Genomic DNA, 20,562 nt, shown 5'->3' on the forward strand with positions numbered 1-20,562 from the left:
GGGAAGCCCCATGCGGACATTCGGCATCGCGGCCTTCGTGGCCTTTCTGATCGACCAGATCAGCAAATATGTGGTCATTCACATGATGGAACTGGCGCGTGTCCGCTCCATCGAGGTGCTGCCGCCGGTGCTGAATTTCCGCTATGGGGAAAACCGGGGCATTAACTTTGGCCTCGGCGGCGACATGAGCCAATGGGTGCTGATCGTGGTGGCGCTGGCGATCTGCGCGGGCGTCACCCTATGGCTCTGGCGCAGCCCGCATGGGCGTTGGGCGCAGCTCAGCGGTGGCCTGCTGGTCGGCGGGGCGCTGGCGAATGTGGCAGACCGGCTGATCTACGGCTATGTGCTGGATTTTCTGAACAACTCCTGCTGCGGCATCGACAACCCTTTCGTCTATAACTTGGCGGATGTCTTTATCTTTGCCGGGGCCTTGGGGCTGATCCTCTTTACCGGAGAGCCGAAAAACGCGCCCAAACGCCGGGGCAAAAAAGGTCAGTGACATTGCCCGCTTGCCTGCGATATTGAACAAGCAGACCCCGAAAGGAGACACCATGCGCCGCATTGCCCTCATCAGCTTGATCCCGCTGGCCCTCGCCGCCTGCAGCAATCAGGGCCTTCGCGATTTGCAGCCGACTTCTGACGGGCCGGACGAGTTCCTGATCCAACCGGTCAAGCCTCTGGAACGTCCCGACGATCTGAACACCCTGCCCACGCCTGCGCCGGGGCAGGCGAACCTGACCGACCGCTCGGCGGTGGCCGAAGGGGTCGCGGCATTCGGCGGGCGTTTGGATACCTCTGCTGGCATTCCGGCGGGGGATGCAGCGCTGGTCCAACATGCGAGCCGGATGGGCGTGCAGCCCGGCATCCGCGCAAGCTTGGCCGAGGCCGACGCGAAATTCCGCAAGCGCAAGGGCCGGTTTACTCAGTTCCGCATCGTGCCCGTCGACCGCTACGGCCAAGCCTACAAGAACCAAATCCTCGACGCCCATAACGAGGCGGAGCGCTGGCGCAGGGCAGGCGGGCGCACGCCGTCTTACCCGCCACAAGACACACGTTTTCGCTAGGCTTCTTGAAAGTAGCGCCAGACCGCGTAGGTAATGCGGCAGGCGATATATTTCGAGGTAAGCAATGATCCGACTGCCGATGATGGCGGCCCTGGTGGCGACGCTTTTCACCGCCCCTGCCGTGCAGGCGGGGCAGACCGAGAACGAAGCGGTCACCCATTTCACCCTTGATAACGGCATGGAGGTCGTGGTAGTCGAAGACCATCGCGCCCCGGTCGTGCAGCAAATGGTCTGGTACCGCGCAGGATCGGCGGATGAGCCCAAAGGCGCCTCCGGCGTGGCGCATTTCCTCGAACACCTGCTGTTCAAAGCCACCGACAAGCTGGAAGCGGGCGAATTTTCCGCCACCGTGGCCGCCAACGGCGGACGTGACAACGCTTTTACCAGCTACGATTACACCGCCTATTACCAGCGCGTCGCGGCAGACCGCCTTGGCCTGATGATGGAGATGGAGGCTGACCGGATGAAGAACATCCGTCTGACCCCTGAGAACATCGAAACCGAACGCGATGTGATCCTCGAAGAGCGCAACCAGCGGACCGAGAACAACCCCGCCGCGCTGTTCAGCGAACAACTTAACGCCGCGCAATATCTCAACCACCGCTACGGCGTGCCGATCATCGGCTGGAAACATGAGATGGAGAGGTTGGACCTTGAAGACGCCCTGTCGTTTTACGAACTCTACTACTCGCCCAACAACGCGATCCTCGTGGTCTCGGGCGATGTGACACCGGAAGAAGTGCGCGCACTGGCCGAGGCCACCTATGGCCAAATCCCCGCCAACCCCGCCTTGCCGGAACGTCTGCGCACCGAAGAGCCGCCCCAGATCGCCGAACGCCGGTTGATCTACAAAGACGCCCGCGTGGCCCAGCCCTATGTCCGGCGGTCGTACCTTGCGCAGGAACGCGACAGTGGCGAACAGGAGGAAGCGGCGGCGCTTTTGCTGCTTAGTGAATTGCTGGGCGGCGGCACCACGTCCTACCTTGCCGAGAAACTGCAATTCGACGCGCAGATCGCCAATTACACCGGCGCCTTCTACAAGGCCGACACGCTGGACGACACGACCTTTGACCTTGTCGTGCTGCCCGTACCCGGCGTCAGCCTGCAACAGGCCGAAGAGGCGCTGGACGAAGCGCTTGCGCAATTCATGGAGGCCGGTGTCGACCCGGAACACCTTGATCGTCTTAAGGCGCAGTTGCGCGCCGATCAAATCTACGCCCGCGATGACGCGGACCGCGTGGCGCATCGTTATGGCTCGGCCCTCGCCATCGGCCTCACGGTCGAAGACGTGCAGGCCTGGCCCGATGTGCTTCAGGCCGTCACCGCCGAGGACATCATGCAGGCCGCCCGCGACCTGTTCGACGAACGCACATCGGTCACCGGTTGGCTGATGAAGGAGGACGCGCAATGAGACTGATCTACGCCCTGATCCTAACGGTAATTGCCGCACTCCCCGCCCGTGCCGAGGTCGATATTCAGGAGGTGACCAGCCCCGGCGGCATCACCGCTTGGCTGGTCGAGGAACATTCGATCCCCTTCGTGGCATTGGAAATCCGTTTCCGGGGCGGCGCGTCTCTCGATGCCCCCGGCAAACGCGGCGCGATCAACCTGATGACCGGCCTCTTGGAAGAGGGGGCAGGCGAGATGGACGCCCGCGCCTTCAGCCGCGCGACCGAAGCGCTGGCTACGAACCTCAGCTTTGACGTCTCGGACGATGCGCTTTCCGTGTCCGCGCGTTTCCTGACCGAGAACCGCGCGCCCTCGATCGACCTTCTGCGCGCGGCCCTGCTGGAACCGCGTTTCGACGAAGACGCTATCGAGCGGGTGCGCGGCCAAGTGATATCGAACATCCAGTCGAACCAGAAAGACCCCGATAAGATCGCTCAACAGACCTTTGACCGGATCGCCTTTGGGGATCACCCCTATGGCAGTTCGCTGAATGGCACGTTGGAAAGCGTCGCGGGCCTGACCCGTGACGATCTGCGCACCGCGCATCGCGCGGTGCTGGCGCGGGATCGCATCATCGTCGGCGCGGTGGGTGACATCACACCCGAGGAATTGGGCCAGATGCTCGACAAACTGTTGGGGGGGCTGCCCGCCGAAGGCGCGCCGATGCCGCCCCGGGCCGAGGTCGATATCCCCAGCGGCACCACGGTGGTCGATTTCGCCACGCCGCAGTCCGTCGCGCTTTTTGGTCAGCCCGGCCTCGCGCAGGACGATCCCGATTGGTTCACCGCGACGGTGCTGAACCACGTCCTCGGCGGCGGCGGTTTCGAATCCCGGCTGATGACCGAGGTGCGCGAGAAACGTGGCCTGACCTATGGCGTCTATTCCTACCTCGCCCCGCGCGATCTGGCCGAGACCTATCTCGGCTCCGTCAGTTCGGCCAATGACCGCATCGCCGAGGCGATCGAGGTGATCCGCGCCGAATGGGCCAAGGCCGCCGCCGAAGGCATCACGCAAGAGGAATTGGATGCCGCGAAAACCTATATCACCGGTGCCTATCCGCTGCGCTTTGACGGCAACACGCCCATCGCCAACATCCTCGTCGGCATGCAGATGCTGGGCCTGCCGACCGACTATATCGCCACCCGCAACGACAGGGTCGAGGCGGTTACGCTCGAAGATGTCAAACGTGTCGCCGCCGAGCTGTTGGAGCCGGAAAACCTGCATTTCGTCGTCGTCGGTCAGCCCGAGGGGCTAGAGGCCAAAGACACGGCACAGGAATGAAAGAAGCGCCGCTCCCGACAGGGGGCGGCGCTTCTGCATAGGCCGGGCGGTGGGCGTTACTCGCCGTAGGGCACCCAGATATTTTTGACCTCGGTCGCGGCCTGCAAAAAGTCGCGCCCCGCACCCTCGGCCCCAAACCAATCCCGCGCCATCCCGTGGTTGACCCAGCTGCGTTTGATGTTGCTCGCGGCCCCTTTCTCGACAATGCCGGACAGCGCCGCGGCGCCGAAGGACCAAACCGCATCCACATCCATATGACGCGCCATCGCCTCGGCCAGATCCGCCTGCGGCCCGGTCAGGATGTTCACCACGCCTGCGGGCACGTCCGATGTCTCCAGCACCTGAACGAAATCCGTCGCTGCCAGCGGGAAGGGGTCGGAGGCCGAGAGGATCACCCGGTTGCCCATGGCGATGGCCGGCGCCATGCAAGAGATCAGCCCCAGCAAAGGCGCCTCGGCAGGGCACAGCGCGCCGATCACGCCCACCGGTTCCTTCATCGCCAGCGCCACGCCGCGGATCGGCACGCCGTGCACCTGACCGTCGTATTTGTCGGCCCAAGCGGCATAGGTGAAAAGCCGGTCAATGGCCGCATCGACCTCCCGACGGCCCGTCTTCGTACCCTGCATCGCATCCAGACGTGCGGCGAATTCATCGCCGCGTGCGGAAAGGTTCTCGGCAATGTAGTACAGGATCTGCGCCCGCAGATGGCCGGTGGTTTTCGACCAACCCTTCGCCGCATGTGCCGCCTCAACCGCATTGCGCAGGTCCTTGCGATTGGCGAGGCTCACATGCCCCAACAGCCCACCGGACTTGCCCCAGACCGGCGCGGAATAGCCGCCATCGGGCCGCGCCTGCTTGCCACCGATATAAAGCTTCGCGGTGCGGTCGATCCCATCCTCCGGCGCACCCTCACCGGCGAAGGCTTCGATCTCCTTCAAAGGCTTGCCCGCCGTTTTGGGCTTGGTATAGCCCGCCAGACCTTCCCAACCGCCCTCGCGGCCAAAGCCGCTTTCGCGCTTGCCGCCGAACCCGGCTGCGGCATCCATCATATTGGTGCCGTTGACCCAGACGATCCCTGTCTCAAGCTTTGGCGCGATGTCGAGGGCGAGGTTCACATTCTCGGTCCAGACCGTCGCCGCCAGACCGTAACGCGTGTTATTGGCCAGCTGCACCGCCTCGCCGGGCGTGCGGAATGTGGTCGAGACCAGCACAGGCCCAAAAATCTCTTCCTGCATCAACCGGTCCGCAGGGTTCAGCCCGGTGATCAAGGTGGGCGGATAGAAACAGCCATTCTCGGGCATCGCCCCCGGCGTCACGAAACGCTCGCCGGCGGTATTGGCCTCGACCATCTCGCTCACCCGCTGGTATTGCACCGGGTCGACCAGCGCGCCCACGTCGATGCTCTTGTCCAAGGGATCGCCGACACGCAGCTTCTCCATCCGCGCACGCAGCTTGGCATAGAACCGATCCGCGACCGGCTCATGCACCAGCAAGCGCGACCCGGCACAGCAGACCTGACCCTGATTGAACCAGATCGCATCGACCAACCCTTCGACAGCGCTGTCCAGATCGGCATCGTCGAAAACGATGTAGGGCGATTTGCCACCCAACTCCAAGGTCAGCGCCTTGCCGGACCCCGCCGTCGCCTCGCGAATGCGGCGGCCAACGGCGGTGGAGCCGGTAAAGGCGATCTTGTCGATATCCTCATGGCCAACGATCATCTCGCCCACGCTGCCATCGCCCGTCACGATATTGACCACACCCTTGGGCAGGCCCGCCTGACGGCAGATATCGGCAAACAAAAGCGCGGTGAGCGAGGTGTATTCCGCAGGCTTCAACACCACGGTATTGCCCATCGCCAGCGCGGGCGCGATCTTCCACGCCAGCATCAGCAGGGGGAAGTTCCACGGGATGATCTGCCCGCAAACCCCAAGCGCCTGCGCATCGGGCAGTTCGCTCTCCATCAACTGCGCCATGCCCGCGTGATAATAGAAATGCCGCTGCGCCAAGGGCACGTCGATATCGCGCGCCTCACGAATGGGCTTGCCGTTGTCCAAGACCTCCAAGACCGCAAACAACCGCGCGTGTTTCTGCAACAGCCGCGCCAACGCATAGATATGCCGCGCCCGGCCATGGCCGCCCAGCTTCTCCCATTTAGGCTGCGCCTTGCGCGCTGCCTTCACGGCGGCATCCACATCGCCCTGCGACGCCTGCGTCAGACTGGCCAAGACCTCACCCGTCGCCGGGTTCGTGCTGTCAAAACCCGCCCCCGGCGCGGTGAAGGCGCCATCAATGAAATGGCCAAACCGCCCGCCCTGATCGACGATCCACGCCAGCGCATCTGCCGCCGATTCCGGGGCTGGCCCGTATTCCATGCTTTCGAATATGTCGGACACGCTCATGCCTTCATCCTTTTCCAAATACCTTCCCGCAGCCTGCAACGGGCTCAGGCGGTCGCGTGGCGGTAAGCCGCCGAATAATTGCCGGTCACATGATGCTCCAACTGCCGCTCGATATCGCCCAAGAGCGAGGATGCCCCAAAGCGGAACAGGTCGGGCTGCAACCAACGGTCGCCCATCTCTTCCTTCATCAGCGCCAGATAGGTGATCGCATCCTTGGCCTTCGAGATGCCGCCCGCGGGTTTGTAGCCCACGCGCACGCCAGTGCGCGCGTAATACTCACGGATCGCGCGGATCATGACGAGGCTCACGGGCAGGGTGGCGTTGACGCTTTCCTTGCCGGTCGAGGTTTTGATGAAATCGGCCCCGGCCATCATGCAAACCAGCGACGCGCGTGCCACATTGCGCAGCGATCCCAATTCGCCGGTGGCGAGGATCGCCTTCACATGGGCCTCGCCGCAGGCCTCGCGGAAGGCGCGCATCTCATCGTAAAGCGCCTGCCAGTCGCCCGAAAGCACATGACGGCGCGAGATCACGATGTCGATCTCGCTCGCACCGGCCTCGACGCTCATTTCGATCTCGCGAATGCGCAGTTCCAAGGGCGACAGCCCCGCCGGGAAGCCGGTTGAGACGGCGGCGATGGGGATGTTCGTGCCCTCCAGCGCGCGCCGCGCGGCCGGGATCATCTCGTGATAGACGCAGACCGCGCCGGTGGTGATCGGTGCCATGCCAAGCGCCTCAAGCAGATCGGGCGCGATCGGTTGCCGCGCCTTGGCGCAAAGCCGCTCGACCCGGCGCGCGGTATCGTCGCCCGAGAGGGTCGTCAGATCGATACAGGTCACCGCGCGCAGCAACCACGCGGCTTGGTGGTCCTTTTTCAGCGAACGGCGGGCGGGCAGGGCGGCGGCGCGGCGCTCGATCGCCGAGGTATTCGCCTGCACCGAGCGCAGCCAATCCATATCAAGCGGCATCGGTTCGACGCGGGGTTCGGTGACCTGGGGCAGATGGCCCGGCGCGTCGGTCTCTGTCTCACGGTGCTGCGGGGTCGTCTGGGTGGCCATCGGGGTCTCTCCGGTTTGGTCAGGCGCGCAAAATGGCATGAGGCAGGGGCCAAAGCAAGCGACGCTAACCCCGCGTCACCGGTCGAATGCCTGAAAAACAGGCGAAATGCGGAAATTGTTAATGAGAACCATTCTCAACTGTTGACTTAATTGAGAATCGTTCTCACTAATACCCCATGACACATGCATCTGATCCCTTTCGCCCGTCCCGCCGTACCGCTTTGATCGGCAGCCTGAGCGCTTTTGCCCTGCTCGGGGCCGCGCCCGCCGCCTTCGCGGCGGAGAAGCTCAATGTCGTCGCGACCACCGGCATGATCGCTGACGCCGCCCGGCGTATCGGTGGCGATCTGGTCGAGGTCCGCTCGCTCATGGGGTCGGGGGTCGATCCGCACAGCTACCGCCAGACCCGCAGCGACATCGTGGCGCTGACGCGGGCCGATCTGGTGCTCTGGCATGGCCTCTATCTTGAGGCGCAGATGGAGCGGTTCTTTGAAGATCTGGGCCGCAAACGCGCCGTGATCGCCGTGGCCGATGCGCTGCCCAAGGACGGTTTGCTCAGCCACCCGGATTACGAGGGCCGCTATGACCCGCATGTCTGGATGGACCCCAACACATGGATCGCCGTGGTGAATGAGGTGACCCGCGCGCTGAGCGAAGCGCATCCCTCGGGGGCCGAGACCTTTGCCGCGAATGCTAAGACTTACCGCGCGGAACTGGATCAGCTTGCCGCCTATGCCGCCGAGACCGTGGCGCAGGTGCCTGAGGGCCAGCGCGTTCTGGTCACGGCCCATGATGCTTTTGGCTACTTCGGACGCGCCTTTGGCTTCGAGGTGATCGGCATTCAAGGCATCTCGACCATCAGCGAGGCGGGGCTCAATCGCATCTCTTCGCTGGTCGATGAGCTGGTCGAACGCGAGATTGGCGCGGTTTTCGTCGAAACCTCGGTGTCTGACCGTAACATGCGTGCACTGGTCGAAGGCGCGGCAGCGCGCGGTCATGAGGTCGTGATCGGCGGGTCGCTCTATAGTGACGCCATGGGGGAACCGGGCAGCTATGAGGGCACTTATATCGGTATGATCGATCACAACGTCACGACCATTGCCCGCGCGCTTGGCGCGCCGGTGGACGCGGGCGGGATGACCGGCAAGCTGGCGCAAGGAAGCTGATCCATGACACTCGAACTCGCCAGCACGCGCGAGACCACGCCGACCGCTCGCACCGACAGCCCGCTCGCCCTGCGTGGGATGACCGTTTCTTACGGCCAGAAGCCTGCGGTCTTTTCGGTGGATATGACCGTCGAGCCGGGCAAGATGACCGCGATCATCGGCCCGAACGGGGCGGGGAAATCGACGCTGCTCAAGGCCGCGTTGGGCATCCTGACCCCGCTGGCGGGCACCGCCACCGTCTATGGCAAACCCGTGGCCGAGCAGCGCCACCGCATCGCCTATGTGCCGCAGCGCGCGAGCGTGGATTGGGACTTCCCAACCCGCGTGATCGACGTGGTGCTGATGGGGCTTTACCCGCAACTGGGCCTTCTGGGCCGCATCCGCCCCGTGCACCGCGCCCGCGCCACCGATTGTCTGGCCCGCGTCGGGATGCAGGATTTCGCCACCCGCCAGATCGGCCAACTCTCGGGCGGCCAGCAGCAGCGGGTGTTCCTTGCGCGGGCCTTGGCGCAGGATGCAGACCTTTACCTGCTCGACGAACCCTTTGCCGGGGTCGATGCGGCGACGGAAAAGGCGATCATCGCGGTGCTGAAATCCCTGCGGGATGCGGGCAAGACGGTCGTCGCCGTGCACCATGATCTGTCAACGGTGCCTGAGTATTTCGACAATGTCTTCCTGATCAACACCCACCGCGTGGCCGAGGGCAGCGTCGCGGAGGTCTTCAAGTCCAACAACCTGCAAGACGCCTATGGCGGGCGTTTGGCAGGCGCGCAGATGGATGCCTTGCAACTGTCATGATCTGGGACGCGCTGACACTGCAACTGGGCTATAACGCCACCCTGGTGACGCTGGGGGCCACGCTTTTGGGCATGGCGGCGGGCGTTGGCGGCACCTTCCTTTTCCTGCGCAAACGGGCGTTGGTGAGCGATGCGATCTCGCATGCGACACTGCCCGGGGTGGCGCTTGCCTTCATGGTGATGGTCGCTTTGGGCGGTGATGGGCGCAACCTGATTGGCCTGCTGCTGGGGGCCGCACTCTCGGCGGCGGCGGGGCTGCTCTTGGTCTCATGGCTCAGCAACCGCACCCGGCTGGCCGAGGATGCGGCGATCGGCTCGGTCCTGTCGGTCTTCTTTGGCCTTGGCATCGTGCTGCTTACGGTGATCCAGACCATGAGCGCCGGGCAGCAGGCGGGGCTGGAGGATTTCCTTCTAGGCTCCACCGCCGGGATGCTGCGCAACGATGCGCTGATCATCGCCGCTGCCGCGGCGTTGACGCTGGCACTGGTGCTGCTGCTGCGCCGCCCGCTGACGCTGGCCTCCTTCGATCCCGAATACGGCACCGCCATCGGCCAGAACGTGCCGCGCACCGATCTCGCGATGATGGGGCTGGTGCTGGCGGTCACGGTCGTGGGGCTTAAGATCGTCGGTCTCATCCTGATCGTGGCGCTTTTGATCATCCCGCCGGTGACCGCAAGGTTCTGGAGCGAGCGGACCGACCACGTGGTGTTGATCTCGGGCCTGATGGGCGGGATTGCCGCCTATGTCGGTGCCGCGCTGTCGGCGGCGGCGCCGAACCTTCCCACGGGGCCGATCATCGTGCTGGCGGGTTTCGCGCTCTTTGCCCTGTCGCTGCTCTTGGCGCCCCGGCGCGGCGCGCTCTCGGCGCTGCTGCGGCACCGGCGCTATCAGCGTCGGGTCCATCTGCGGCAGGGGCTCTTGGCCTTGGCTCATGGGCAGCCGATCTACGAACAACGCACCCTGCGCCTGTTACGGGCCGAGGGCTACGCCCTGCCCGATGGGGTCGCTACCAAGGCGGGCCGGGGCCGCGCCGCCAAGGCGCTGCGCGACGAGACCCGCTGGCAACTGATCCGCCGCGATCCGGCTTACGAGGCGGCAGCCCAGCAGTATGACGGTCTGACCCCTATCGAGACGGTGTTGACCGCCGACCAAATCCGCGAAATCGACAGCCGCATCGACATGCGCGGCGGGGTGATGGCATGAACGGTTCCGAATTCGTCCCCCTGTCTTTGGTGCCGATGCTGACGGGCATCTTCGTGGCCGTGGCCTGTGCCTTGCCGGGGAACTTCCTTGTCCTGCGCCGCCAAGCGCTGATCGGCGATGCGATCAGCCATGTGGTGCTGCCGGGGATCGTCGTGGCCTTCCTGCTGACCGGCGTGGTCAGCACTTGGCCGATGCTCTTGGGCGCGGCGGGCGCGGCGCTGGCCGCCGTGCTGGCCATCGAAGGCGTGCGGCGTTTGGGCAAGATCGAATCCGGGGCGGCCATGGGGGTCGTCTTTACCGCGATGTTCGCGGGCGGCGTGCTGCTGCTGGAACAATCCGACACCAGCAATGTGCATCTCGACGTGGAACATGCGCTTTATGGCAACCTCGAAAGCCTGATCTGGCTGGATGCCACCGGCTGGGCGTCGCTGCTCGACCCCGAGGCGTTGGCGACCATCCCGGTGGAGCTGCCGCGCATGGCGGTCACGCTTCTTTTCGTTGCGCTTTTCACGGCGGTGTTCTGGCGCCCGCTCAAGATCAGCACATTCGACGAAGGCTTTGCCCGCACCATCGGGATGAAGACCGGCCCTTTGGGCCTTGGGCTGGTGATCGTCGCCGCCATTGCCGCCGTGGCCGCCTTTGACGCGGTGGGCAGCATCATCGTGATCGCCATGTTCATCTGCCCGCCCGCCGCCGCGCGGATGATGACCAACCGGCTCGAGCATCAGATCGCATGGTCGGTGGGTTTTGCCACCGTGGCGGCGATTTTAGGCTATGTCCTCGCCGGATACGGGCCGCTGTGGATCGGGCTGCGGGATTCGGTCTCGGCGGCGGGGATGATCGCGACCGTCTCCGGGTTGATCCTGGGCGCAGCGGCCTTGATGGGGCCACATCGCCATAGAGGCGCCGCCGCGCCCAACGTTTGACCGAATCGCAGCGATTCGTTTTCTCGGCAACTGATTCGATTTTGCTTTGACCTGCGAATCGTCCTGCGTCTATACAGGTGGCAAGCTCCGCCGGAGACGACCTCCACCCGGGTCGCCCGCCGCTCTGATAAGACCGGAATAACAAAAGCACCAGTGCGCCGAGTAGCCGACCCAGCAGCGGATCGCCCCACCTTTGGCGGCGGTCCGCTGACTTTGCGCAGAACCTCTGATACCCAGCCCTCACTAGACGCATTCACATCTGGCAGAATCAAAAGCCGCCATGCTAGGTCTTGCGGTATGCCTAGCCCGACTCCCAATATAAGCGAAAATCGCCCCGTCATCCGTCAATTGGACGATTCCGCGATCAACCGCATCGCCGCGGGCGAGGTGGTTGAACGCCCCGCCTCGGCGGTCAAGGAATTGGTTGAGAACGCCATCGACGCGGGCGCGCGGCGGATCACCGTGGAGTATGCCGACGGCGGCAAGACGATGATCCGCGTGACGGACGATGGCTGCGGCATCGCGCCCGAAGATTTGCCGCTGGCGCTGTCGCGTCATGCCACCTCTAAAATCGACGGCTCTGACCTGCTGGATATCCACACCTTCGGCTTCCGCGGCGAGGCGCTGCCATCGCTCGGTGCTGTCGGGCGGCTGACGATCACCAGCCGCGCGGCTGGGTTCGACGGGGCCGAGATCACCGTCGACGGGGGCCGCATGGGCGAGGTGCGCCCGGCGGCGTTGAACGGCGGCACCATCGTCACCCTGCGCGATCTGTTCTTCGCCACGCCCGCGCGGCTCAAGTTCCTGCGCACCGACCGGGCCGAGGCGCAGGCGATCGGCGATGTCATCAAGCGGCTGGCCATGGCCGAGCCTTTCGTGCGTTTCGTGCTGCGCGATGTCTCGGGCGACGGCAAGGGCCGCGATGTGTTCCGCGCCGAGGCCGAGCAGGGCGATCTCTTCGAGGCGCTGCATGGCCGTCTGGCGCAGGTGCTGGGCCGGGAGTTTGCCGAGAATGCCCTGCCCATCGACGCCATGCGCGAGGGGCTGCATCTGACCGGCTTTGCCGCCCTGCCGACCTATTCGCGCGGCTCTGCCGTGGCGCAGTATCTCTTCGTCAATGGCCGCCCGGTGCGGGACAAGCTGCTGACAGGCGCGCTGCGCGGCGCCTATTTCGATTTCCTCAGCCGGGACCGCCACCCGGCGGCGGCGCTTTTCGTGGAATGCCCGCCAACGCTGGTCGATGTGAATGTGCATCCGGCGAAATCCGAAGTGCGTTTTCGCGATCCGGGGCTGGCGCGCGGGCTGATCGTCTCGGCCCTGCGCCACGCGCTGGCCGAAGCGGGCCACCGCGCCTCGACCACCGTGGCGCAGGCGACCTTGGGCGCAATGCAGCCCCAGCCGCAGGGCGCGCGGGTCTACCAGATGGACCGCGCGGGCATGGACCGGCCCAGCCCGGCCGCGCGGCAAGCTGCCTATCAGGCGCAGGCCCCCGGCTTTGCCGAGACCGCAGGCGTTTGGGGCCGGGTTGAGGGCACGCCGCTGCCCGAGATGCCCGCGCCGAGCCATGCCGCCGCCGCCGCCTCCGAAGCCGAAGAGGCCGCCCCCGCGCCCGATTACCCCTTGGGCACCGCGCGGGGGCAGGTGCATGAGAATTACATCATCGCCCAGACCGCCAATGGCATGGTCATCGTCGATCAACACGCGGCGCATGAGCGGCTGGTCTATGAGAAACTCAAACGGCAGATGAACGAGAACGGCGTCGCGGCCCAAGCGCTGTTGATCCCCGAAATCGTCGAACTGTCCGCCAATGACTGCGCGCGCCTGCTGGAACTGGCCGAGGAACTGGCCAAGCTCGGCCTTGGCATCGAAGCCTTCGGCGGCAGCGCCATCGCGGTGCGCGAGACGCCTGCGATCCTCGGCACCGTGAACGCCCGTGCGCTGATCCTCGACGTGCTCGACGAATTGGCCGAGGGCGACAGCAGCAGCATCGTTCAGGCCAAGATCGAAGCGATCCTGAGCCGGGTGGCGTGCCATGGCTCGATCCGCTCGGGCCGCTGGATGCGCGCCGAAGAGATGAACGCGCTTCTGCGCGAGATGGAGACGACGCCGCACTCGGGCCAGTGCAACCACGGGCGGCCCACCTATGTGGAGCTTAAACTTGCCGATATCGAACGGCTGTTCGGGCGCACTTGATGGCGTTTGACGGTACGACCCTGACCCTCTCCGACCCTGTCACGCTGGCCGCCCTTGCCGGGGGCGGGCTGCTCTTGCTCATTGTCATCCTGCTGATCATGGCGGTCCGCGCCGCGGGCCGTTCGGCCCGTGTGGCCGCCCCTCTGGCGCAGCAGATGCGGGTGCTTGGCGGGCATGTGCAGCAGTTGGGACAGGGGCAGGAGCAGTTGCGCGGGGGGCTGCAAATGGTCTCGGACACGCAAAGCAATACCCAAGCGCAGATGATGCAGACGATGGAAGCGCGGCTGGCCTATGTGCAACAGCAGATGCAGGACCGTCTGGCCGACAACGCCGCCCGCTCGGCGCGCTCACTGGCCGAGATGCAGCAGCGCATGACCGAGACGCTGCACGGCTCGTCCAAACGCACCACCACAAGCCTTGCGCAGTTGCAGGAACGGCTCGCCTCTATCGACAAGGCGCAGGACAATATCACCAAACTTTCGGGCGACGTGCTGTCGCTGCAAGATATCCTGAGCAACAAGCAGACGCGCGGCTCTTTCGGTGAAATTCAGCTGCGCGATATCGTGTCGAAGGCGCTGCCCTCGGACAGCTATTCGCTGCAAGCCACGCTCAGCAACGGCAAGCGGCCCGATTGCCTGATCCATCTGCCCAATCCGCCGGGGCCGATCGTGATCGACAGTAAATTCCCGCTGGAGGCCTATGAGGCCCTGCGCCGCGCCAAGACCGAAGCCGAGACCCGCGCCGCCGCGCAGCAGATGAAGGTCGCCGTGCGGGTGCATCTCAACGCCATCGCCGACAAATACATTCTGGAGGGGGAGACGGCGGAAGGCGCCTTGATGTTCCTGCCCTCCGAGGCGGTCTATGCCGAATTGCACGCGAATTTCTCCGAACTCGTCCGCGAAGGTTTCGAGAAACGCGTCTGGATCGTCAGCCCGACCACCTGCATGGCCACGCTCAACACCATGCGCGCGATCCTGAAGGACGCGCGGATGCGTGAACAGGCAGGCGCGATCCGCAAGGAGTTGGGCAACCTGAACAAGGATGTCGAACGTCTGGCGACCCGGGTGGGCAACCTCGACCGGCATTTCAGCCAAGCGCGGCGCGATGTGGAAGAGATCAAAGTCAGCAGCGAAAAAGCCGCCAAACGCGCGGGGCGCTTGCATAATTTCGACTTCGAAGAACTGGCAGAAGCCAAAACCGAGGCTATTGTTCCCCTGAGGACACCCGAAGGGAACGGCTGAATGAACGACGTGGACATTACCGGGATGACGCTGGAGGCAATGCAGACGCGGGCCGCCGCGTTGCGCAGCGATATTTTGCAAACGCCGGTGGTGACGCTGTCTTCTCCCATGATCGACGAGGTGCTGGGCGGCGCGCGGGTTACGCTCAAGCTGGAGTGTTTCCAGCATACCGGCACCTTCAAGGCCCGCGGCGCGCTGTCGGTGGCGCGACAGCTTGACGATGATAGTCGCGGGCGTGGCATCACCGCGGCCAGTGCGGGCAACCACGCCATTGCCGCAGGCTGGGCCGCGGGCAAGCTCGGCATCAGCGCCAAGGTGGTGATGCAGGACAACGCCAATCCCTTTCGCGTCGCTCTTGCCCGTGCCACCGGGGCCGAGGTCATCCTGAAACCCGCCGGGCAAGAAACCTTTGCCGAGGCCGAGCGGTTGGTGCGCGAAGAGGGGCGGTTCTTCATCCATCCTTTCGAGGGGCTGCACACCTCGCTCGGCACCGCCGGGGTGGGGCTGGAGTTGATGGCGCAGGTGGCGGAGTTGGACGCGGTCGTCGTCTCGGTCGGCGGTGGCGGGCTGATCAGCGGTGTCGCCGCCGCGGTCAAGGCGATCAACCCCGCCTGCCGGGTCTATGGCGTAGAGCCCGAGGGCGCTGACAGCATGTCGCAAAGCCTCGCCTCTGGCGCGCCGGTCACCATCCCTGAGGTCAACACAATCGCCGACAGCCTTGCCCCGCCGATGGCGCTGCCCTTCGGCCATGCGCTTTGCGCGGTCTATGTCGACGATGTGGTGACGGTCAGCGACGATGCCATCTGCGCCGGAATGGTGGTGCTGCAACAGGCGGCGAAACTGGCGGTGGAACCTGCCGCCGGGGCCGCGATGGCCGGCGCGCTCGGCCCTCTGCGCAGCCAATTGGCCGGGCGGCGTGTCGGGGTGATCGTTTGCGGGGCCAATATCGACACCGACAGTTATCTGGGCCAGCTCAGCCGCGGGCAAGCGGCGCTTGATAGCCTGCTGTCCTAGTGCCCCCCAAAGGGCTGTTCACGCGGTCGCGATGCTGCGTGAAGTCTTCCAAGAAAATCTATCGGGCGCTGCAACTTTAACTCCCCTTTACCCGTGGGTGCCCCATATCCAAAGTTCCGGACCAAAGCAGGACCCCTATGCCTTTTGAAGCTCTGAACGACAGCACTCTCCCCCAACAGCCGCTTGGGCGGCGTGTCGCCGTGATCGGCGGTGGGATTTCCGGCATGGGGGCGGCGCATATGCTGGCGCCTGCGGACCGTGTGACCCTGTACGAGGCAGGGGCCAAGATCGGCGGCCATGCGCGGACGGTGATCGCGGGCAAGAATGGCGATCAGCCGGTCGATACCGGGTTCATCGTGTTCAACTATGCCAACTACCCGCATCTTGCCGCGCTCTTTGCGGAACTGGACGTGCCGGTTGTGCCCTCGAACATGAGCTTTGGCGCGTCGATCGACGGCGGGCGGCTGGAATATGCGCTGACCAATTTCAACGCGGTCTTTGCCCAGAAACGTAATATGTTCAGCCCGCCTTTCCTGCGGATGCTGCGGGACATTCTGCATTTCAACAAGAACGCGCTGGCCGTGTCGCGTGACCCGTCGATGACCATCGCGGAGTTTCTCGACCGACTGGGCACCGGGCGCTATTTCCGCGACTTCTACCTCTCGCCCCTGTCGGGCGCGATCTGGTCCACCCCGACGGAAAAGATCATGGATTTCCCCGCCCATGCCATGGTCAACTTTTTCGAAAACCACGCGCTGTTGAACTATTCCGGCCAGCATCAGTGGTACACGGTCAAGGGCGGCTCGCGCCAATATGTCGACCGGTTGGAAAGCGCCCTGCGCGCGAAGGGTGTCGCGTTGCGCACCGAGTGCCCCGTGCAGGCGGTGCGCCGCACGGCGCAGGGGGTCGAGGTCCGCGCCTATGGTGGCGAATGGGAGGCGTTCGACGAGGTGATCTTTGCCACCCATTCCGACGACACGTTGGCGATGCTTGCCGATCCGACAGAGGCCGAGCAACGCGCCCTTGGCGCAATCCGTTACCAGCCCAATGACATCGTGCTACATGCCGATGCCAATATCATGCCCAAGCGGCGCTCTACTTGGGCGTCGTGGGTTTATACCGAGGATCGTGTGCAGAAGTCCGACCGGATCGACCTGACCTATTGGATGAACTCGCTGCAACCGATCCCGCAGGATGATCCGCATTTTGTCACGCTCAACACCAAACGCAGCATCCGCGAGGAGTTGATCTATGACCAAGTGACCCTGCGCCATCCGGTCTATGACCTTGCCGCCTTGGCCGCACAGGACGAGGTGCGCGCCTTCGACGGCAGTCATAACACATGGTTCTGCGGGGCATGGCTGCGCAATGGCTTCCACGAAGACGGGCTGGCCAGCGCGGTGGATGTGGTTGAACGGATGCAGGCCGCGCGGGCGGCGCCTTTGGCGGCGGAGTGACGGCGCAGGTCGATCATATCCGCGGCCAGACCTTCCATGGCCGCAAGGGCGCGGTCGAGAACCGTTTCCGCTATTCGGTCGACTATGTGATCTGCGATGCCGAGACCGAGGCGCTGACTGCGCCCACTCTGTTCGCCCGCAATGGTGCGAATGTGACCAGCCTGCACGACAGCGACCACGGCGGCGCGCCGGGGCAGGGGCGCGGCGCCCCTTGGGTGCGCGAGGTTTTGGCGGCGCATGATATCACAGGGGTTGCGCGGATCGAACTCTTGGCGCAGCCGCGGGTGCTGGGCCATGTCTTCAACCCGGTCAGCTTTTGGCTCTGCCGTCGGGCCGATGACGCGCTGATTGCCGTGATCGCCGAGGTCACGAATACCTATGGCGACCGGCATTCCTATCTCTGCCACCACCCCGACCTGCGCCCCATCGCGCCCGAGGATCGCTTGCGGGCCGCAAAGCTCATGCATGTCTCGCCCTTTCAGGACATCTCGGGCGGCTATGTCTTTCGCTTCGACATCCGCGCTGAGCGGATCGGCATCTGGATCGATTTCTCGGATGGGGAGAACGGCTTGATCGCCACATTGACCGGGCCGCGGGCGCCGCTGACCAATGGCCGCATCCTCTGGTCGCTGCTGCGCCGCCCCTTTGGGGCGCGGCGGGTGCTGGCGCTGATCCACTGGCAGGCGCTGAAGCTCTGGCTCAAGGGGGCGGGGTTCCGCAACCGCCCCGAGGCGCCTGAGGCCGAGGTTTCCCGTGATGCGGCCCATGGCGCGGGCGGGCGATGAGGGCGCGCGCGGCCCGGCTGCCCGCCTATGCGCTTTTCGCCGCATTGCTCGCCGCGGCGGGGCTGCCGATCTACATTCACGCGCCGAAGTTCTATGTCGATGAATACGGGGTTTCGCTGACGGCGCTTGGCTCTGTCCTTTTTGGTCTGCGGCTGTTGGACGTGGTGCAAGACCCGGCACTCGGGTGGCTGGCACAAGCGCTCCGCCACAAACGCGGGCTGGCGGTGACGGTGGCGGGGGCGGTGATGGCGCTGGCGATGCTGGGGCTTTTTGCGGTGCCCGCGCCGATGGCACCCGTGCTGTGGTTCGCCCTGATGCTGACGCTGGTCTTCTCGGCCTTCAGCTTTCTGACCATTTGTTTCTATGCCCAAGGCGTGGCCAAGGCTGACAGCTTGGCGGGTGCCGGGCATCTGACCCTCGCCCGCTGGCGCGAGACTGGGGCGCTTTTGGGCGTCTGTCTCGCCTCGGTCGCGCCGCTGCTGCTGGGCTTGGCGCTGGATCGGCCTTTTGCCGGTTTCGCGGTGGGGTTCGCGGTTCTGGCGCTCTGGGCCGTGGTGGCGATGCGCAGGGAGTGGCGGGCGGCAGAGCTGCCGGGCGCGAGCGGTTTCGGCACCGTCTTGCGCGATGGGCAGGCGCGGAGGTTGTTGCTCATCGCCTTGGTCAATGCCGCCCCGGTGGCCGTCACCTCGACCCTGTTTCTCTTCTACGTCGAACTGGCGCTTGAGGCACCGGGATGGGAGGGGCCGCTCTTGCTGCTGTTTTTCATCGCGGCAGCGGCGGCGGCACCGCTTTGGGGGATGCTGGCCGAACGCCATGGCCCACGCCGGGTGCTCTTGGTTGCGATGGCTTTGGGCATCGCAGCCTTCGGCGGGGCGCTGTTTCTGGGGCCGGGGGATGTGGTGCTTTTCGCCTTGGTCTGTCTGGCTTCCGGCGCGGTCTTGGGGGCCGATCTGACCCTATTGCCTGCCATGTTCGCCAGCCGTATGGCGCAGATTTCCCCCTCGGCGGCCGAAGGCTTCGGCCTTTGGTCTTTCGTGTCCAAACTGACCTTGGCTTTCGCGGCGGCGGCCCTACTTCCCGCCTTAGAAAGTGCAGGGTTGCAGACCGCAACGGGGACCAGTTCCGATACATCCATCTCCCTGTTGATCTGGTTCTATGCCGGTGTACCTTGCGCCCTGAAATTGCTGGCGATCGCTCTTCTCGCCGGTGCCAAAGACGTGGAGACATCGTGACAGAGCCGCTGATCTTTATCGCTGTCGGGCTGGGCCTTGGTCTATTGCTCACTTTCCTGCGCCGCCGGTTGGGGGAGTTTCATGGCCAATCGCCCAGCGACTATGTGGATTCCTTCCCTGTCTTCGACCTGCGCTTGCATCTGCGCGATGAGATGATCTGCGAGGGTGTGATTTTCGGCCCCCTTGGCCGGGTCACCAGCAGCTTCACGGCCAAATTCGACGTGTCCTGGGAGGGCGATGTCGCCACCGTGGCCGAGAGTTTCCGCTATAACGACGGCTCGCGTCAGCAGCGCGAATGGACCGTGACGCTGGGGAAGAATGGCCGTTTCACCAGCACCGCGCCGGATGTGATCGGGGTGGGGCAGGGCGTTCAGGCTGGCCCGACATTGCAGCTGCGCTATCGTATCCAACTGCCCGAAGAACTGGGCAGCCATGTGCTAAAAACCGTCGATTGGATGTATCTCACCCCCGATGGCACCATCGTCAATCGCAGTCAGTTTCGGAAATTCGGGATCAAAGTAGCAGAATTGGTCGCCACCCTGCGACCGGCGGAGGAAAGATGAAAGACTGGCAAGGCAAGACCTATTGGCTGGTGGGCGCAAGCGACGGGCTTGGCGCGGCGCTGGCGCATCAGTTGAGCCGCACCGGGGCCGAGGTGATCCTCTCTGCTCGGTCCGAAGACAAGCTAACCGAACTGGCGCAGTCCCTGCCGGGCCGGGCGCGGGTGCGGGTCATGGATGTGACCGACGACGAAGACGTCGCGCAGGCGGCCAAGGATGTGGGGCCAATCGACGGGCTGGTCTATCTGGCGGGGGCCTATTGGCCCTTTGGCGCGCAGGAGTGGCAGGCAGAGCATGGCGTGACCATGGCCGATGTGAATTTCACCGGCTTGATGCGCGTCTTGGGGCAGGTGGTGCCGCAGATGGTCGCGCGGGATCACGGGCATATCGTCATCACCTCCAGCTTGACCGCCTATCGCGGGCTGCCCGGCTCGATCGGCTATACGGCCTCCAAGGCGGCGACGCTGTCCTTGGCGGAATGCATGCACGCCGATCTGCGCAAGACCGGCGTGCAGGTGCAGGCGATCAACCCGGGCTTTATTAAGACCCGGTTGACCGACAAGAATGATTTCAAAATGCCCTTTTTGATGGAGCCGGACGCCGCCGCGCGCCGCGTCTTCGAGCATATGAACAGCGACAGTTTCAAACTGGATTTTCCTTACGGCTTCTCACTGCTGTTCCGGTTGGGGCGCTTTCTGCCGGATTGGCTGTACTACCGGTTCTTTTCCTGAGGG

At 64.5% G+C, this 20,562-nt stretch carries 18 protein-coding genes; 16 read left to right on the forward strand and 2 right to left on the reverse strand.

The genetic code is table 11. The features are described 5' to 3' along the window. Positions 1-10: 10 nt before the first annotated feature. The 4 genes from lspA (at position 11) to ACGYLC_RS03660 (ending at position 3,794) form a co-directional block, all read left to right on the forward strand. Positions 11-499, forward strand: coding sequence for a signal peptidase II (lspA, locus tag ACGYLC_RS03645; protein WP_394421740.1), 489 nt, complete (start codon positions 11-13; stop codon positions 497-499). 52 nt (positions 500-551) lie between these two features. Continuing rightward, entirely contained in the window at positions 552-1,064 is a 513-nt protein-coding gene (locus tag ACGYLC_RS03650; RefSeq protein ID WP_394421741.1) for a DUF3035 domain-containing protein, read from the forward strand. Positions 1,065-1,128: 64 nt separating this feature from the next. Continuing rightward, positions 1,129-2,475: a M16 family metallopeptidase gene (locus ACGYLC_RS03655; RefSeq protein ID WP_394421742.1), complete on the forward strand. Its 1,347-nt coding sequence runs from the start codon at positions 1,129-1,131 to the stop codon at positions 2,473-2,475. Next, positions 2,472-3,794 carry a M16 family metallopeptidase gene (locus ACGYLC_RS03660; protein ID WP_394421743.1) on the forward strand — a complete coding sequence of 441 codons (1,323 nt, stop codon included), beginning with the start codon at positions 2,472-2,474 and terminating at the stop codon, positions 3,792-3,794. The genes ACGYLC_RS03655 and ACGYLC_RS03660 overlap by 4 nt, the downstream gene beginning before the upstream one ends. A 56-nt stretch (positions 3,795-3,850) precedes the next feature. On the opposite strand, the gene ACGYLC_RS03665 is transcribed toward ACGYLC_RS03660, so the two are convergent. Both ACGYLC_RS03665 and deoC read right to left on the reverse strand, forming a co-directional pair. Then, entirely contained in the window at positions 3,851-6,196 is a 2,346-nt protein-coding gene (locus ACGYLC_RS03665) for an aldehyde dehydrogenase family protein (protein ID WP_394421745.1), read from the reverse strand. Positions 6,197-6,240: 44 nt separating this feature from the next. After that, positions 6,241-7,254 (reverse strand): deoxyribose-phosphate aldolase, encoded by a 1,014-nt coding sequence (gene deoC / locus ACGYLC_RS03670; RefSeq protein ID WP_394421746.1) that lies wholly within the window; start codon positions 7,252-7,254, stop codon positions 6,241-6,243. A gap of 176 nt (positions 7,255-7,430) precedes the next feature. Here deoC and ACGYLC_RS03675 point away from each other — a divergent pair, with 176 nt between their 5' ends. From ACGYLC_RS03675 to ACGYLC_RS03730, 12 genes are all read left to right on the forward strand, one after another. Then, complete coding sequence (locus tag ACGYLC_RS03675) at positions 7,431-8,420, forward strand: metal ABC transporter solute-binding protein, Zn/Mn family (protein WP_394421748.1); 990 nt, start codon at positions 7,431-7,433, stop codon at positions 8,418-8,420. 3 nt (positions 8,421-8,423) lie between these two features. Continuing rightward, positions 8,424-9,218 carry a metal ABC transporter ATP-binding protein gene (locus ACGYLC_RS03680; RefSeq protein ID WP_394421749.1) on the forward strand — a complete coding sequence of 265 codons (795 nt, stop codon included), beginning with the start codon at positions 8,424-8,426 and terminating at the stop codon, positions 9,216-9,218. After that, positions 9,215-10,420: a metal ABC transporter permease gene (locus ACGYLC_RS03685; protein ID WP_394421750.1), complete on the forward strand. Its 1,206-nt coding sequence runs from the start codon at positions 9,215-9,217 to the stop codon at positions 10,418-10,420. The genes ACGYLC_RS03680 and ACGYLC_RS03685 overlap by 4 nt, the downstream gene beginning before the upstream one ends. After that, on the forward strand, positions 10,417-11,346 hold the full coding sequence (locus ACGYLC_RS03690; protein ID WP_394398834.1) for a metal ABC transporter permease: 930 nt from the start codon (positions 10,417-10,419) through the stop codon (positions 11,344-11,346). Before ACGYLC_RS03685 ends, ACGYLC_RS03690 begins: the two co-directional genes overlap by 4 nt. A gap of 297 nt (positions 11,347-11,643) precedes the next feature. Then, positions 11,644-13,539, forward strand: a complete 1,896-nt coding sequence (gene mutL, locus ACGYLC_RS03695; RefSeq protein ID WP_394421751.1) for a DNA mismatch repair endonuclease MutL — start codon at positions 11,644-11,646, stop codon at positions 13,537-13,539. Continuing rightward, positions 13,539-14,780, forward strand: a complete 1,242-nt coding sequence (locus tag ACGYLC_RS03700) for a DNA recombination protein RmuC (protein WP_394421752.1) — start codon at positions 13,539-13,541, stop codon at positions 14,778-14,780. Before mutL ends, ACGYLC_RS03700 begins: the two co-directional genes overlap by 1 nt. Continuing rightward, positions 14,781-15,794: a pyridoxal-phosphate dependent enzyme gene (locus ACGYLC_RS03705; protein ID WP_394421754.1), complete on the forward strand. Its 1,014-nt coding sequence runs from the start codon at positions 14,781-14,783 to the stop codon at positions 15,792-15,794. 137 nt (positions 15,795-15,931) lie between these two features. Beyond that, entirely contained in the window at positions 15,932-17,251 is a 1,320-nt protein-coding gene (locus tag ACGYLC_RS03710) for an NAD(P)/FAD-dependent oxidoreductase (RefSeq protein WP_394421755.1), read from the forward strand. Then, positions 17,248-18,036: a DUF1365 domain-containing protein gene (locus tag ACGYLC_RS03715; protein ID WP_394421757.1), complete on the forward strand. Its 789-nt coding sequence runs from the start codon at positions 17,248-17,250 to the stop codon at positions 18,034-18,036. The genes ACGYLC_RS03710 and ACGYLC_RS03715 overlap by 4 nt, the downstream gene beginning before the upstream one ends. Beyond that, a complete protein-coding gene (locus tag ACGYLC_RS03720) occupies positions 18,033-19,268 on the forward strand; it encodes an MFS transporter (protein ID WP_394421758.1) in 1,236 nt (411 codons plus the stop codon). The genes ACGYLC_RS03715 and ACGYLC_RS03720 overlap by 4 nt, the downstream gene beginning before the upstream one ends. Continuing rightward, on the forward strand, positions 19,265-19,831 hold the full coding sequence (locus ACGYLC_RS03725) for a DUF3833 family protein (protein WP_394398848.1): 567 nt from the start codon (positions 19,265-19,267) through the stop codon (positions 19,829-19,831). Before ACGYLC_RS03720 ends, ACGYLC_RS03725 begins: the two co-directional genes overlap by 4 nt. After that, the gene (locus ACGYLC_RS03730; RefSeq protein ID WP_394421759.1) at positions 19,828-20,559 is read left to right on the forward strand and encodes an SDR family NAD(P)-dependent oxidoreductase; all 732 of its coding nucleotides are present in this window, start codon (positions 19,828-19,830) and stop codon (positions 20,557-20,559) included. Before ACGYLC_RS03725 ends, ACGYLC_RS03730 begins: the two co-directional genes overlap by 4 nt. Positions 20,560-20,562 lie beyond the last annotated feature (3 nt).

Origin of the sequence: Sulfitobacter sp. 1A12157 (assembly GCF_043557345.1) — a bacterium.
Classification (GTDB): Bacteria; Pseudomonadota; Alphaproteobacteria; order Rhodobacterales; family Rhodobacteraceae; genus Sulfitobacter.